General features: G+C 73.7%; 12 protein-coding genes. 4 read left to right on the top strand and 8 right to left on the bottom strand.

Features of this window, described 5'->3' with window-relative positions; all coding sequences use genetic code 11:
• Positions 1 to 360: 360 nt before the first annotated feature.
• Complete coding sequence (locus tag C1703_RS01050; protein ID WP_114250078.1) at positions 361 to 1,605, top strand: SGNH/GDSL hydrolase family protein; 1,245 nt, start codon at positions 361 to 363, stop codon at positions 1,603 to 1,605.
• Between the two features lie 39 nt (positions 1,606 to 1,644).
• Here the strand turns inward: C1703_RS01050 and C1703_RS01045 are convergent, their stop codons facing one another.
• The 5 genes from C1703_RS01045 to C1703_RS01025 all read right to left on the bottom strand — a co-directional run bounded on the left by C1703_RS01045 (position 1,645) and on the right by C1703_RS01025 (position 8,597).
• Positions 1,645 to 4,578 (bottom strand): helix-turn-helix transcriptional regulator, encoded by a 2,934-nt coding sequence (locus tag C1703_RS01045; protein ID WP_114250077.1) that lies wholly within the window; start codon positions 4,576 to 4,578, stop codon positions 1,645 to 1,647.
• Positions 4,579 to 4,665: 87 nt separating this feature from the next.
• Positions 4,666 to 5,022 carry a UBP-type zinc finger domain-containing protein gene (locus C1703_RS01040; protein ID WP_114250076.1) on the bottom strand — a complete coding sequence of 119 codons (357 nt, stop codon included), beginning with the start codon at positions 5,020 to 5,022 and terminating at the stop codon, positions 4,666 to 4,668.
• Positions 5,019 to 6,464: an ATP-binding protein gene (locus tag C1703_RS01035; RefSeq protein ID WP_114250075.1), complete on the bottom strand. Its 1,446-nt coding sequence runs from the start codon at positions 6,462 to 6,464 to the stop codon at positions 5,019 to 5,021. The genes C1703_RS01040 and C1703_RS01035 overlap by 4 nt, the downstream gene beginning before the upstream one ends.
• A complete protein-coding gene (locus C1703_RS01030; RefSeq protein ID WP_114250074.1) occupies positions 6,461 to 8,137 on the bottom strand; it encodes an FAD-dependent oxidoreductase in 1,677 nt (558 codons plus the stop codon). Before C1703_RS01030 ends, C1703_RS01035 begins: the two co-directional genes overlap by 4 nt.
• Before the next feature lie 106 nt (positions 8,138 to 8,243).
• Positions 8,244 to 8,597 (bottom strand): VOC family protein, encoded by a 354-nt coding sequence (locus C1703_RS01025; RefSeq protein WP_114250073.1) that lies wholly within the window; start codon positions 8,595 to 8,597, stop codon positions 8,244 to 8,246.
• 60 nt (positions 8,598 to 8,657) lie between these two features.
• Here C1703_RS01025 and C1703_RS01020 point away from each other — a divergent pair, with 60 nt between their 5' ends.
• Positions 8,658 to 9,551 (top strand): universal stress protein, encoded by an 894-nt coding sequence (locus C1703_RS01020; RefSeq protein WP_114250072.1) that lies wholly within the window; start codon positions 8,658 to 8,660, stop codon positions 9,549 to 9,551.
• Between the two features lies 1 nt (position 9,552).
• Here C1703_RS01020 and C1703_RS01015 read toward each other — a convergent pair whose 3' ends face one another.
• The 3 genes from C1703_RS01015 to C1703_RS01005 all read right to left on the bottom strand — a co-directional run bounded on the left by C1703_RS01015 (position 9,553) and on the right by C1703_RS01005 (position 12,326).
• Positions 9,553 to 10,785, bottom strand: coding sequence for a DUF4032 domain-containing protein (locus C1703_RS01015; protein ID WP_114250071.1), 1,233 nt, complete (start codon positions 10,783 to 10,785; stop codon positions 9,553 to 9,555).
• A 41-nt stretch (positions 10,786 to 10,826) separates the two neighbouring features.
• The gene (locus C1703_RS01010; RefSeq protein ID WP_114250070.1) at positions 10,827 to 11,573 is read right to left on the bottom strand and encodes an MBL fold metallo-hydrolase; all 747 of its coding nucleotides are present in this window, start codon (positions 11,571 to 11,573) and stop codon (positions 10,827 to 10,829) included.
• Between the two features lie 120 nt (positions 11,574 to 11,693).
• Complete coding sequence (locus tag C1703_RS01005) at positions 11,694 to 12,326, bottom strand: alpha-ketoglutarate-dependent dioxygenase AlkB (RefSeq protein WP_114250069.1); 633 nt, start codon at positions 12,324 to 12,326, stop codon at positions 11,694 to 11,696.
• 116 nt (positions 12,327 to 12,442) lie between these two features.
• Between C1703_RS01005 and C1703_RS01000 the strand changes: the two genes are divergently transcribed.
• Complete coding sequence (locus C1703_RS01000; protein ID WP_114250068.1) at positions 12,443 to 13,084, top strand: TetR/AcrR family transcriptional regulator; 642 nt, start codon at positions 12,443 to 12,445, stop codon at positions 13,082 to 13,084.
• Between the two features lie 30 nt (positions 13,085 to 13,114).
• Positions 13,115 to 14,788, top strand: a complete 1,674-nt coding sequence (locus C1703_RS00995; protein ID WP_114250067.1) for an FAD-binding dehydrogenase — start codon at positions 13,115 to 13,117, stop codon at positions 14,786 to 14,788.
• The last annotated feature ends 10 nt before the right edge of the window (positions 14,789 to 14,798 follow it).

The raw sequence follows: 14,798 nt of genomic DNA, 5'->3' as shown, positions 1-14,798 counted from the left end.
ACGGCCGACGCGTGTACGGGAGTTCCCGCCCGAACCAGGGCAATGCGACTGCCACCGGGGGTGGGCCCCAGGCCTTGTCCCGGGACCTGCAAGGACCGCAGCACCCAGACCCTGCCCGCCCACGGCTCCCGCCCCACCGGGCGCCGCCGCCACCGGCGGGGCACGCCACCGGTTGTGGTGGCAGGCCCCCGTCGGTGCCCACCGGGGCCGCCACCCCGCGCAGCGTCGGCGGCCGCACCACTACCGTGTCCTACGCCGGGGCGGCCCCCAGGATCCGTCTCGCGCCCGGCGGCTCCGTGAGCGGAACCTCGCGCCATGACACCGCCCGCACGCGACCGACCGGCCGAAGGAGCGCCGACGATGCACCGCCCCGCACGCCCCCGCTGCCGCGCCGCCCTGGCCGCCCTCTCCTCGTGCGTCGCACTGGGCTGCGGGACCGGCGCGACACCCCAGGGGGACGAGCCGTCCCCGCCGCCCGGTGCCCCGACGGGAGCGGAGTACGGCGTGGTCACCTGGGCCTCGTCCGCCGACCGCATCGGCGAGGCGGCCGACGGCCGCGGCTACCGGCTGCTGGTGCGCACCAGCGTCGGCGGCAGCGGCCTGCGGGTGCGGCTGTCCAACGCCTTCGGCAACCAGCCCGTGACGTTCGGCAACGTCCACGCCGGACTGCAACGGGACGGGGCCGCGCTCGTCCCCGGCAGCAACCGGCGCCTGACCTTCGGCGGCGCGCGCACCGTCACCGTCCCGGCCGGCGGCATCGTCTACAGCGACCCGCTGCCCGGCCGCGTCCCCGCCGCGAGCACCCTCGCCGTCAGCCTGTACGTCGCCCGGGCGGGCGGCACGCTCACCGGGCACTGGATGGCGATGCAGACGTCGTACACCACCGAGGGCGACCACACCGCCGAGGAGAGCGCGGCGAACTGGAAGCAGCGGACCGGATCCTGGTTCTACCTCGACGCCGTCACCGTACGGCCCCGCGAGGGGACGGGCGCCGTCGCCGCGCTCGGTGACTCCATCACCGACGGCTGGCAGTCCACGACCGACCGCAACCGCCGCTGGCCCGACTACCTCGCCCGCCGGCTGGCCCGGTCCGCCACCGGCAAGGTCGAAGGCGTGGCCAACGGAGGCATCGCCGGCAACCGGGTCCTCACCGACGTCCCGGGGCAGAGCGCCCTGAACCGCCTGCGCCGGGACGCGCTCTCGCTGCCCGGGGTGCGGACGGTGTTCCTCTTCCAGGGCGTCAACGACATCAAGGCCGAACCGGGCGCCACGGCCGACGAGCTGATCGCCGGCTACCGCACGCTGATCGACCGGGCGCACGCGGCCGGCAAGTGCGTCGTCGGCGCCACGATCACCCCCTACAAGGGCTGGCAGGAGTGGGACCCGGCCGGGGAGGCGGTACGGCGGAAGGTCAACGCCTTCGTCCGCGACAGCGGCGCGTTCGACGCCGTCACCGACTTCGACCGCGTCCTGCGCAGCCCCTACGACCCCGAGCGGATCCTGCCCGCCTTCGACGGTGGCGACCATCTGCACCCCAACGACAAGGGCATGCGGGCGATGGCCGACGCCGTCGATCTCCGCAGCCTCGACTGCCGGACCGGCTAGCCCGCGTCGGGGATGACCGCTGCAGAGGCCAGCCGGTCCTCAGGACGCCGACGGCTCCGGGGCGATCAGGCCCTCCCGGTACGCCACCGCCACCGCCTCGCCGCGGCTCGAAGCGCCCAGCTTGGCGAGGATGTTGGAGACGTGGACGCTCGCCGTCTTGCCGCTGATGAACAGCTCCTCGCCGATCTGCCGGTTGCTGCGGCCGAGCGCGAGCAGCCGCAGCACGTCCTGCTCACGCGCGGTGAGCACACCGGCCCGGTCTCCGGCGGGCGGGGCGTCCGACAGCCGGGCGCGCCGGACCAGGGCGTCCACCTGCTCCCGCAGCGGCACGGCACCGAGCCGGTCCGCGGTCTCCCGGACCCCCCGGGCCTCCGCCGCCGCCTCCTCGCGACGTCCGGCCGCCACCAGGGCCTCGGCGTACCGCAGCCGGCACCGCGCCCGCTCGTGGACGTCGCCGTAGGTGAACGCTTCCACCGCCGCCGACCAGGCCGCCGCGTCCGGCCCCGACACGGCCCGGATCCACTCCGCCTCGGCCCGGGCCAGCCACGCCTGCCCCTCCGGGCCCTGCGGCGTGTCGTTCTGACCGCGGCCGGCGACGGCCCGCGCCGACTCCACCAGTTCCGTCGCCGTGTCCGCCCAGCGGCGCGCCCCGGACTCGTCGCCGGTCAGCCGCAGTCCGACGGCCGCGTCGGCGACGGCCGACAACGCCAGTGCGGCGAGCCGGACCGTCACGTCCGGGCGGGTGCCCGCCTCGTCGGTGAGGGCCGCGACCGTGGAGCGCATCCGGCGCACCGCCTCCTCCGGATCACGGCGCAGCGCCGCGGCGTCGGTGAGCACGATGCCCGCCACCAGGGTGGCCATCCAGTCGAAGGGCCCCTCCAGCAGGGCGCGTGCCCGGTCCGCCGCCGTGAGGTCGCCGCGGGCCAGCGCCACGTACAGCGCGGGACCGGCCGTGTACCCGCCGGCGGCCGGCAGCACCTCGGCATCGGCCCGCGCCGCGCGGACGCACTCGTCCCAGCGGCCCAGCGCGTACAGCACCAGCAGCCGCAGGTACCGCATCTCCAGCGGGTACGGCGAGGACAGCAGCCCGGCACGCCGGGCCCGGTCCAGGCCCTCCGTCAGCCAGGGCAGGCACTCCGCCGGCTCCCCGTTCTCGTAGCAGCCCATGGCCAGGTTGAACAGGGCCCGCAGCTCCACGGCCGCGTTGCCGGAACTCCGGGCCAGCTCCCGGGCCCGCAGCAGCAGCTCGCGGCCCTCGGGACCGCGTCGGCCGCCTCCGTCGAAGACGGCCAGGGAGATCAGCAGGTCCGCCTGCGCGTCGGTCACCCCCAGCTCCTCGGCCACGCTCAGGGCCCGCCGGGCGACCCGCAGCGCGGTGTCGTTCTTCCCGATGTGCCGCGCGGCCATGGCGTGCGTGGCCGCCGCCCACACCCACGTGACCGACGCGGGCTCCTCGGGGATCATCGCCAGCGCCTCGCTGCTGTAGGCGAACGCGGCCGTCAGGCTGTCCACGCTCAGCAGGTTCCCGGCGAGTGTGTAGCGGACCCGGGCGGCCAGTTCGGAGTCGGCGTCCTGCCCGAGTTCCGCCAGTGCGGACCGGGCGAGGGAGACCGCCCGGTGCAACTCGCCGGCGTGCGCGGCGGCCGCCGAGGCGCGCAGCGTCAGCGTCACGCGGTCGGCGCCCCGGCCGGAGGGCCGGGCCTCGGCGCCGACGGCCGGCCACAGGTCCAGGGCCGCCTCGAGGTGCCGCTGCTCCTCGGCCGGCGCGCCGACCCGCTGGGCGTGGTCGGCCGCCTCCAACGAAGCGGCCAACGCCTCGGCGAGGTCGTGGCTCTCCCGGTAGTGATGGGCGCGTTCGGCGGCGCTCTCGGCACGGCGCCAGCGCCCGGCGAGCAGCCGCGCGAACGCGCCGTGCAGCCTCGACCGCTCCCCGGGGAGCAGATCGGCGTAGACGGCCTCCCGGGCGAGGGCGTGCCGGAAGGAGTACGTGTCGTCGTCCCCGGCGACGAGCAACTGCCGCCCCACCGCCTCGCGCAGCGCCGACTCCAGTGCCTCCTCGGGCAGCCCGACCGCCTCCCGCAGCAGCTCGTGCTCCACCCGGCGCCCGGCGACGGCCGCGGTCCGCAGCACCTGCTGGGCCGTGTCGGAGAGCTGCTCGAAACGGATCAGCAGCACATCGGCGAGTCCGCTGGGCACCCCGCCCGCCTCGGTGTCGGTGGCCGCGAGCAGTTCCTCCGCGTAGAAGGCGTTGCCCTCGGCCCGCTCGACGATCCGCCGTACGGTGGCGTCCGGCAGCGGACGTCGTTCGAGGGCCCGCACCAGCCGGTCCACGTCGGAATCGGCCAGCGGCCGCAGCTCCAGCCGCTCCACGGCGGGCAGCCGCACCAGCTCCGCCAGCAGCGGCCGCAGCGGATGCCGGCGGTGCAGATCGTCCGCCCGGTACGAGGCGAACACCGCCAGCCGGTGCCGCAGGACGCCCCGGCCCAGCAGGAACCGCAGCAGGTCCCGCGACGACTGGTCGGCCCAGTGCAGGTCCTCCAGCACGAGCAACAGGGGGGCGACCTCCGCCACGTCGGCGAGCAGCCCGGCGACCCCCTCGAACAGCCGCAGCCGCGCGTCCACATCGCGCACGGCGTCGGTCCCGGCACCCAGCAGCCGCTCGACCACGGGATGGGCCGCCAGGGCGGCGGAGAACCGCTCGTCGGCGGCGAGCACCCCCAGGATCTCGGTGAACGGCAGATAGGGCAGTCCGACGTCCCCGAGATCCACGCAGTGCCCGGCGACCACGGTCATGCCCGCGGCGGCGGCCCGCTTCCCGGCCTCGTCCAGCACCCGCGTCTTGCCGACACCGGCGTCCCCGGCGAGGAGCACGGCACGGGCCTCACCCTCGCACGCACGCCGCAGCACCTCGGAGAGCCGCGTGAGTTCGGCTTCCCTCCCGACGACCGGCGCGATGAACGAAGCCTGCGGCACTGGACCACCCTTCTTTTTCGGGGGCGCGGGGTACTGCGCGATCAACCATGAACAACCCGCGGCCGCCGGCCGGCGGCGCGTACCGGACTACTGGGCCCGCAGGACCCTGGCCCAGTCCGCCGGCACCCGTCCGGCGGGCCCCGGCGCGGGCTGCTCCCGCGGGTGACTCACCGGCCCGGCCAACTCCGGGCCACCCTCGTACAACTCGTTCGTCTCGAAGCTCCAGAACCAGCTCTCACCCGGCTCGAAGCTCTGCACGAAGGGATGCCCGGTCTGCCGGAAATGAGCCGTCGCGTGCTTCCCGGGCGAACTGTCACAACACCCCACGTGCCCGCACTGCGCGCACCGCCGCAGATGGAACCACCAGCCCCCGGCCGCGTCGCACTCCACGCACCCGCTGCCGCTCGGCGGCACACTCGGATCGATCCCGTTCCCACCACTCATGCCGACTCCTCCTCGGCCGCCGTCAGCGGCAGCAGCACCTGGAACCGCGTGTCCCCGGGCTCCGACTCCACCTGGATGCTCCCGTGGTGCTTGTTGACCACGATCCGCCAGGAGATGTCGAGCCCGAGCCCGGTCCCCTCGCCCACGGGCTTCGTCGTGAAGAACGGGTCGAAGATCCGCCCCCGGTCCTCCGCCGGGATCCCGACGCCCGTGTCCCGGAACTCCACCAGCAGCCGGTCGTGGTCCCGTGCCGTCCGCACGGTCAACGTCCCTTCGCCGCCGGCGCTGTTCATCGCCGAGACCGCGTTGTCGATCAGGTTCGTCCACACCTGGTTGAGCTCCGCCGGGTACGCCGGGATCTTCGGCAGTGTCCGGTCGTACTCCTTGACGACCTTGATCTGCGGGCCGATCTTGCCCGACAGCATCAGCAGGGTGGAGTCGAGGAGTTCGTGCACGTCGGCGTTCCGGAACGGGGCCCGGTCGAGCTGCGAGTACTGCTTCGCCGCGTCGACGAGGTGCGAGATGCGCGTGGCCGAGTCGTTGATCTCGTCCATCAGCAGCTCGGTCTCGACGGTGTAGTTCAGCCAGCCGATCGCGCTCGGCAGCGTCTCCTCGTCCACGGCGGCCGCGACCTGGTCCAGCCAGTCCACGTCGAGACCGGCCTGCACGAACGTGGGCGCGATCCGCCAGCCGTCCGGGATGCCCCGGTCGTCGAGCCAGTCGGTGAGCACGTCCTCCCGGTCGGAGGCCTCCAGCGGGCTGAGCACGGGCGCCTTGGAGACGCGCTCGGCGCAGCGCTCCTGGATGTCGATGAGCTTCGCCATCACCTCGGGGGCGTACGAACCCTGCGCGATGACCGCCAGCTTGTGCCGCATCTTGCCGACCCGCTCCCGCAGCGTCGCGGTCGCCCGCACGGCCGCCGCGGCCGGGTTGTTCAGCTCGTGCGTGAGACCCGCGGACAACGAGCCGAGCGCCAGCAGCCGTTCGCGCTGCCCGATGGCCCGCTCGGTGCTCTTCGAACCGAAGAAGAGCCCCTCCAGCAGATGCACCGCCATCGGGAACCACTCCTGCATGATCTGCGCGAACGTGTCGGCGGGCAGCACGAAGAAGCGCGTCGGCTCGGTCACGCGCATGGAGTTGTTGTAGACCTGCCGCACCCGGTCGCCCAGGTACGCCTGCATGGACCCCGCGTACACCCCGCGCTGGGAGGTACGGGTCACCTCCACGTCGTCCCCGCCGACCCGGCGGTACAGCACGACCGTGCCCTCCAGCATCACGTAGAAGCAGGTGGCGGGGTCGCCCTCGGCGTACACGGGCCCGGGCTCGAACCGCTCCATCCGCCCTTCCGCGCACAACCGGCCGAGCTGCTCGGGCGTCAGCTTCTCGAACAGGAACAGGGAGCCGATCTCCTGCGGGCTGCAGGGCACGGCCCGCCCGCTCACGACTGCTCCAGGTACCGGTGGACGAGCATCACGGCCATGGCTCCCTCTCCGACGGCGGACGCGACCCGCTTGGCGGACTCCGAGCGGGCGTCGCCCGCCACGAACACGCCGGGCACACTGGTCTCCAGGTGGTACGGCGGCCGGTCCAGCTCCCAGCCCTCGGGCGGACGGCCGTCGGCGCTCAGGTCGGGCCCGGCGAGGATGAAGCCGCGCTCGTCGCGCAGCACCGTGCCGTCCAGCCAGCCGGTCAGCGGGGCCGCGCCGATGAACACGAACATCCACTGCGCGTCGACCTGTTCGGTCTCGCCTGTGTCCACGTCCCGCAGGGTCAGCCGTTCCAGCCGGCCGTCGCCGTGCGCCTCCTCGACGACCGTGCGGGCCCGCACCCGGATGTTGGGGGACTCCTCGATCTGCTGGATCAGGTAGTGCGACATCGACGCCGTCAGCGACTCGCCGCGCACCAGCAGCGTCACCGACTTGGCACCCCGGGACAGGTACATCGCCGCCTGCCCGGCCGAGTTGGCGCCGCCGACGATGTACACGTCCTGCCCCTGGCAGGCGGGCGCCTCCGTCAGGGCGGACCCGTAGTAGACCCCGCACCCGGTCAGGGCGTCGCAGCCGGGTGCATCGAGCTGCCGGTAGCTCACGCCCGTCGCCAGGATCACGCTGTGCGCGGCGATCGCCGAACCGTCCGAGAACCGCACGACGCGGGCGGCGCCGTTGACCTCCAGGGCCGTCACCTCGCGCGCGGTGAGGATCTCCGCGCCGAACTTGGCGGCCTGCCGCCGGGCGCGGTCGGTGAGCTGCGCCCCGGACACGCCGTCGGGGAAGCCCAGGTAGTTCTCGATGCGGGAGCTCTGCCCGGCCTGCCCGCCGGTCGCCGAGCGCTCCACCAGCACGGTCCGCAGCCCCTCGGAGGCGCCGTAGACGGCCGCGCCGAGCCCGGCCGGGCCGCCGCCGATCACGACCAGGTCGTAGAACTCCGCGGCCGGGGTGGTCGCCAGGCCGACCCGGGCGGCGAGGTCGACGGCCTCCGGCTCGACCAGCGGCGTCCCGTCCGGGGTGATCACGACCGGCAGCCGCAGCCCGTCCTCACCGGCCGCGGCCAGCAGCCGCCGCCCCTCCGGCTCGTCGGAGGAGTACCAGCGGTAGGGCACCTGGTTGCGGGCGAGGAACTCCCGCACCTCGGAGGAGCGGGACGACCAGCGGTGCCCGACCACCTTCGTGGCGGGCACCGGCCGGAAGTCGCTGGACCGCCACGCCTGCAGCAGGTCGTCCAGGACCGGGTACAGCTTCTCCTCGGGCGGGTCCCACGGCTTGAGGAGGTAGTGGTCGAGGTCGACGACGTTGATCGCGTCGATCGCCGCGTGCGTGTCCGCGTACGCCGTCAGCAGCACCCGCCGCGCGCCCGGGTAGACGTCCAGGGCCTGTTCCAGGAACTCGATCCCGTTCATCTGCGGCATCCGGTAGTCCGCCAGGATCACCGCCACGAGATCGCCGCGCAGCTTCAGCTCCCGCAGCGCCTCCAGCGCCGACTCGCCGGACTCCGCGCGCACGATCCGGTACGACGCGCCGTACCGCCGCCGCAGGTCCCGGGCCACGGCCCGGGAGACCCCCGGATCGTCGTCCACGGTCATGATGACGGTCCGCGCCGTGTCGGCGGCCTGTGCCATACGTCCCCCACACCGGGCGGTCGACTCACGGCGCGGCATCCCGGGGCGCCGCGCCGACCTCCGCCCATCGTATGTTCGATCGCCGCGGCCCGCTCCGATACGGAGATCAGCTCCTGCGGGCCCCCAGCACGCAGAACTCGTTGCCCTCCGGGTCGGTCATCGTCACCCACGGCTGCTCGCCCTGCCCGATGTCGGCGCGCCGCGCGCCGAGCGCCAGCAGCCGGGCCACCTCGGCCTCCTGGTCGTCGGGCCGGAAATCGAGGTGCAGGCGGTTCTTGACCGTCTTGCGCTCCGGCACCGACGTGAAGAGCAGCCCGGGCAGCCGGTCCGGGGCGGGCCGGATCTCGAACTCGTCGGGCTCGTCGTTCACCACCACCCAGCCCAGCGCCTCGGCCCACCAGCGGCCCAGCGCCTCGGGGTCGGCCGAGTCCACCATCACCTGTTCCCACTCCAAGCTCATGGGGGCAGGGTAGGGAAGACTGATCATCGTCGCACTGACTTTTCCCAAGGAGGCAGCCGGATGACACGCCCGATCACCGCAGGGGTCGACGGATCGCAGGAGAGCCTCGCGGCCCTCGGCTGGGCGGCCCGCGAGGCGGTGCGGCGCGAACGGCCGCTGCGCGTGGTGCACGCCTGGCGGTTCCAGCCGCAGGAGGCGCTCGAAGCGGGGATCGAGGGCGACGCGGACAGCCAGGCCGAGTGGGTGCACAGCGCGGTGACCGAGGCCGTCGCGACCGTCACCGAACGGCACCCGGACCTCGACGTGACCACCGACGTCGTCGAGGGCGCGGTCGTCGACACCCTGGTCGCCGCCGCGGCCGACGCCGAGCTGCTGGTGCTCGGCTCGCGCGGGCACGGCCCCGTCGTCGGCTTCCTGCTCGGCTCGGTCGGCCAGCAGGTCATCGCCGAAACCACCCGGCCCGTGGTGCTCGTCCGGGCCGGCGACCGGCCCTCGGGCGAGGCCGCCGGGCGCGAGATCGTCGTGGGCCAGCAGGGCGACCCGGAGGACAGCGCCGACGCGCTCCGGTTCGCCTTCGAGACGGCCGCCGCGCGCGGGGCGACGGTACGGGTCGTGCGGGCCTGGACGCTGCCGCCCGTCTTCGCCTACAGCCCGGGCTCGCTGAAGCTCCTCGACGAGGCCGGGGGACTGGAGCCCTACGAGAAGAAGGCCCTGGCCGCCGCGGTCCGGCCCTGGCGGGAGCGGTTCCCCGACGTGCCGGTGGAGGAGCACGTGGAGATGGGCAGCGCCGGCCAGGTCCTGCTGTCGGTGGCCGGCACGGCCCAGCTGATGGTCGTCGGCCGCCGCGCCCACCGCACCGCCGTCGGCGCCCGCATCGGCTCGGTGGCCCACGGCGTCCTGCACCACGCGGACTGCCCCGTGGCGGTGGTGCCGCACGCCGCGCGGGAGCGGTAGCTCACTCCGCGGTCGGCTGCAGCGTCTCGCTGGCCTTCGGCAGGATGTTCTCGATGTAGTCCTCGACCGCCGTGTCGAGGCCTATGTCGTGCTGGGCCCGCTCGGACAGGTACCAACGGTGCTCGAGGAGCTGGTGGTAGATCTCCGCCGGGTCCATGGCGCCGCGCAGTTCGGGCGGGACGGCCCGCACGGTCGGACGGAACACCTCGCGCACCCAGCGGTGGGCGAGCACCTCCGGGCGGGCCCCCAGGGGGTCGCCCGGGGCGTAGTCCTCCTGGGTCGCCATCCAGCTCTCCAGGTCGTTCAGCAGCCGCCGGGCCTGGTTCTCCTCCGTGTCCAGCCCGGTCAGGCGCAGCAACTGCCGCTGATGGTGGCCCGCGTCGACGACCTTCGGCACAAAACTGACCGTGTCGCCGTTCGACGCGTGCTCGATCTGCATCTCCGCCACGTCGAAGCCGAGGTCGTTCAGGCGCCGGATCCGGCGTTCGATGTAGTGGTACTTGCCGGCCGGGTAGACGGACGTGCGCGTCAGCTCGTCCCACAGGCCGCGGTAGCGCGCGCAGATCTCCATGCCGAACTCGATCGGGTCCACCGACGGGTGCAGCGCCCCGGACGCCTCCAGGTCCAGCAGCTCCCCGCTGATGTTCACCCGGGCGAGATCGAGGTCGTACTCGCGCTGCCCCTGGCTGAGCTGCGGATGCAGGTCACCGGTCTCCGCGTCCACCAGGTAGGCCGCGTAGGCGCCCGCGTCCCGCCGGAACAGGGTGTTGGACAGCGAGCAGTCGCCCCACGCGAACCCGGCAAGGTGCAGCCGCACCAGGAGCACGGCCAGCGCGTCCATCAGGCGGTGCATGGTGGCCGGGCGCATGGTCGTCTCGAACATCGAGCGGTACGGCATCGACCCGCCCAGGTGCCGGGTGACCAGCACGCTCTCCAGCGGGGCGCCGTCCGGGTCCGTGCGGCCGGTGACCACGGCCAGCGGGTCCACCGCCGGGATGCCGAGCCGGTCCAGGTCCCGCAGCAGTTCGTACTCGCGCAGCGCGGGCCGCTCGGCCAGCTCCTTGACGGCGATCACCTCCTCGCCCGCGCGGGAGTAGCGCACCACGTGCCGGGAGATGCCGCGCGGCAGCGGCACCAGGTACTCCTCCGGCCACTCCTCCAGGGGCACGTCCCACGGCAGTTCCAGCAGGAGCGCGGGGTGCTCCGGGTTCGTCGCGCTGATCTGCAGTGCCATGCGCCGGGTGTCCTTGTCTCGCCGCCGATCGTCGCCTCACTTTAGAGGGCGCGTTCCCGCGCCCGGCGCGCGGCGTCCCCGACCGGGCCGCGGTGGACCGGCCCGTGGCCGGGCAGCAGCAGCTCGCCCTCCAGCCCGGCGAGCACGTCCAGGGAGGCCACGGCACGGGACCGCTCGCGGTGGAACATGTCCGGCAGCAGTTGCGGCCCCTCGACCCGGGAGGTGGGGTGGCCGCTGACCAGGGCGTCGCCGGAGATCAGCACACCGGTGCCCGGCAGGTGGTAGGCGCAGTGCCCGTCGGTGTGGCCCGGGGTGTGCACCGGCACCGGCCGCCCGGGCAGGTCCAGGGCGGCCTCGCCGGGGAACGCCTCGGGAGCGGTGACGGGGAGGTGGGCCGTGCCGCCCGAGCGCAGCGCGTGCACCGCCCACGGCAGCACTCCCGGCCGCCAGCCGTTCGCCAGCACCGTGCCGACGGACACCTGGTGCAGGAACTCCCGCCGCGCGTGCGGTACTTCGGCCTGGTGCAGGTACACGGGCGTGCCGTAGGTGGCCCGCAGGTACTCGGCGGAGCCCAGGTGGTCGTTGTGCGCGTGCGTGATCAGCACCGCCGTGACGGCCTCCGGGGCGCTCCCCACCTCCGCGAGCGAGGCGAGGAGCTGCTCCCGGTCGCCGGGATACCCGGTGTCGACCAGCGTGACGGCGTCCCCCTCCGTGAGGATCACCCAGTTGGTGTTGGATCCGTGCACCAGGTAGGTGCCGTCCGCGACGTGGTGTATGTCTGCCCGCATGATCGCCCCGTGGTGTGGTCCCGCTCCCAGCCCGACCGGACAAGAAAAGCAGACCCCGCGCGGGGCGGGGTCGCCGGGTGCGGCACAACGCGCCGGCGCGGCTTGGCCGTTGGACGCGGCTCAGTGCACGCCGTGCGGGCGGAACTGGATGCTGATGCGGGGCTCCGTCGCGCGGGTGCTCTTGGGGATCGAGTGCTCCCAGGTGCGCTGGCAGGAACCGCCCATCACGATCAGGTCGCCGTGGCCCAGGGGCCGGCGCACGGTGGCGCGACCGCCCCGCATCGGGCGCAGCAGCAGGTCCCGGGGCGCTCCCACGGACAGGATGGCGACCATGGTGTCCTCGCGGGCGCCCCGCCCGATCCGGTCGCCGTGCCAGGCCACGCTGTCCCGGCCGTCGCGGTAGTAGCACAGCCCGGCCGTGGTGAACGGCTCGCCCAGCTCCCCGGCGTAGTGGGCGCTCAGCGCCTCCCGCGCCTCGGCCAGTACGGGGTGCGGCAGCGGATCGCCGGCGCCGTAGAACGCGAGCAGCCGCGGCACGTCGACGACGTGGTCGTACATCTGGCGGCGCTCCGCCCGCCACGGCACCTCGGCGGCCAGGTGTTCGAACAGCTCGTCGGAGCCGCTGAGCCACCCGGGCAGCACGTCGAGCCAGGCGCCGAAGCCGAGGTCGGTGCGGCTGATCCCGTCGAGCTGGCCGAGGCGCAGCTCGTCGGCCTGGTCGAAGAGGGAGCCCTGGAGGTGATGCCCGGCCATGCGCCCAGCGTACCTCTTAATCGAAAGTGTGTTCCATGCGTTTCACGGAAGGCCGAACGCTGTCGATACATGGGTGTATCGAATACAGTGCTGTATCGAAAAGGAGGGGGACGGCCGTGCAGGGAACCACCGGAACCACCGGGCGCGTGACCAGGCGCCGGGTCCGCACCCGCGCCAACCTGCTGCGGGCGGCGTTCGCCGTGTTCGCGGCCAAGGGCTTCGGGCACGTCTCCATCGAGGAAGTGTGCGAGGCCGCCGGCTACAGCCGGGGCGCCTTCTACTCCAACTTCTCCAGCCTCGACGAGCTGTTCTTCGCCCTCTACCAGGAGCGGGCCGAACTGATCGCGGAGCAGGTCTCCGGGGCCCTCGCCCTCGACGGGCCCGACCTCGACGTGCCGGCCGCCGTGGACCGCGTCACCGAGGTGCTGCTCCTCGACCGGGACTGGCTCCTGGTGAAGACCGACTTCCTCGTGCACGCCGCCCGCGACCCGGACGTGGCGCGGAGCCTGCTGGAACACCGGGCCCGGCTGCGGCAGGCCATCGCCGACCGGCTCGCCCGCGCCCGCGGGCACACCGCGCTGCCCCCCGTCCTCGGCGACACCGACGGCGCCGCCCACGCCGTGGTCGCGGCGTACGACGGCGTCACCACGCAACTGCTGCTGGACCGGGACGTGGAGCACGCCCGTGCCTGGCTGAAGCAACTGCTCACGGCCCTGCTGACCGACGGCAGCGGCACCCCCGATCGCGCGAAGAACTGAAGAGAAGAACCGAAGAAGGGAACGGTCGCCATGGATGCCGATGCCATCGTCGTCGGAGCGGGCCTCGCGGGCCTGGTCGCGGCACACGAACTGACCAGCAGGGGCAGGAGGGTCGCCCTCGTCGACCAGGAGAACGCCGCCAACCTCGGCGGACAGGCCTTCTGGTCCTTCGGCGGGCTGTTCCTCGTCGGCTCGCCGGAGCAGCGGCGCCTCGGCATCAAGGACTCCTTCGACCTCGCCTGGAGCGACTGGCGGGGCAGCGCCGGCTTCGACCGCCTCGACGACGAGGACTCCTGGGCCGTGCGCTGGGCGCGCGCCTACGTCGAGTTCGCCGCGGGGGAGAAGCGGTCCTGGCTCGACGGCCACGGCATCACGTTCCTGCCCACCGTCGGCTGGGCCGAGCGCGGCGACCTCACCGCGCACGGGCACGGCAACACCGTGCCCCGCTTCCACATCGCCTGGGGCACCGGCACCGGCGTCGTCGAACCGTTCGTCCGGTACGCCAGGCAGGCCGCCCGCGACGGCCTGCTCACCTTCCACCACCGGCACCGCGTCGACGAACTGGTCGTCGAGGACGGCAGCGCCCGCGGCGTGCGCGGCACGGTCCTGGCCGAGGACCGATCGCCCCGCGGCGTCGCCTCCAACCGCGACGCGATCGGCGAGTTCGAGCTCACCGCCCAGGCGGTCATCGTCACCAGCGGCGGCATCGGCGCCAACCACGACATCGTCCGCCGCTACTGGCCCGAGCGCCTCGGCACGCCGCCGAACGAGATGGTGACGGGCGTTCCGGCCTACGTCGACGGCCGGATGCTCGACATCAGCGCCGAGGCGGGCGTCCGGCTGGTCAACCGGGACCGCATGTGGCACTACACCGAGGGCCTGCGGAACTGGGACCCGATCTGGCCCGGCCACGGCATCCGCATCCTGCCCGGACCGTCCTCGATGTGGTTCGACGCCCTCGGCCGCCGCCTGCCCGGGCCGTACCTCCCCGGCTACGACACCCTCGGCACCCTGAAGCACCTGCGCACCACCGAGGACATCGCCGGGTACGACCACTCCTGGTTCGTCCTCACCCAGAAGATCATCGAGAAGGAGTTCGCGCTGTCGGGCTCCGAGCAGAACCCCGACATCACCGCCAAGGACCGCGCCGGGTTCCTCAAGGAACGCATCCTCGGCAAGGGCGCGCCCGGACCGGTCGACGCGTTCCTGCGCAAGGGCGCCGACTTCGTGACCGCGCCCTCCCTGGAGCAGCTCGTGGAGAAGATGAACGAGCTGACCGACAAGCCGCTGCTCGACGCGGCCGGGATCCGCCGCCAGATCGAGGCCCGCGACCTGCAGATCGCCAACCCCTACGCCAAGGACGCCCAGGTCCAGGGCATCCGCAACGCCCGCCGCTACATCGGCGACCGCCTCGGCCGGGTCGCCACCCCGCACCGCATCCTCGACCCGGCGGCCGGCCCGTTGATCGGCGTCAAGCTGCACATCCTCACCCGCAAGACGCTCGGCGGCATCCAGACCGACCTCGACTCCCGCGCCCTCGGAACCGACGGCACTCCGATCGACGGCCTGTACGCGGCCGGGGAGGTCGCCGGTTTCGGCGGCGGCGGGGTCCACGGCTACAACGCCCTGGAGGGCACCTTCCTCGGCGGCTGCCTCTTCTCCGGGCGGGCGGCCGGCCGGGCGGCGGCGAAGCAGACCGCCTGACCGTACGGGA

The sequence above is a fragment of the Streptomyces sp. Go-475 genome, from assembly GCF_003330845.1.
In the GTDB taxonomy this organism is placed as follows: domain Bacteria; phylum Actinomycetota; class Actinomycetes; order Streptomycetales; family Streptomycetaceae; genus Streptomyces.
This window is presented reverse-complemented; position numbering and strand designations above follow the sequence as displayed.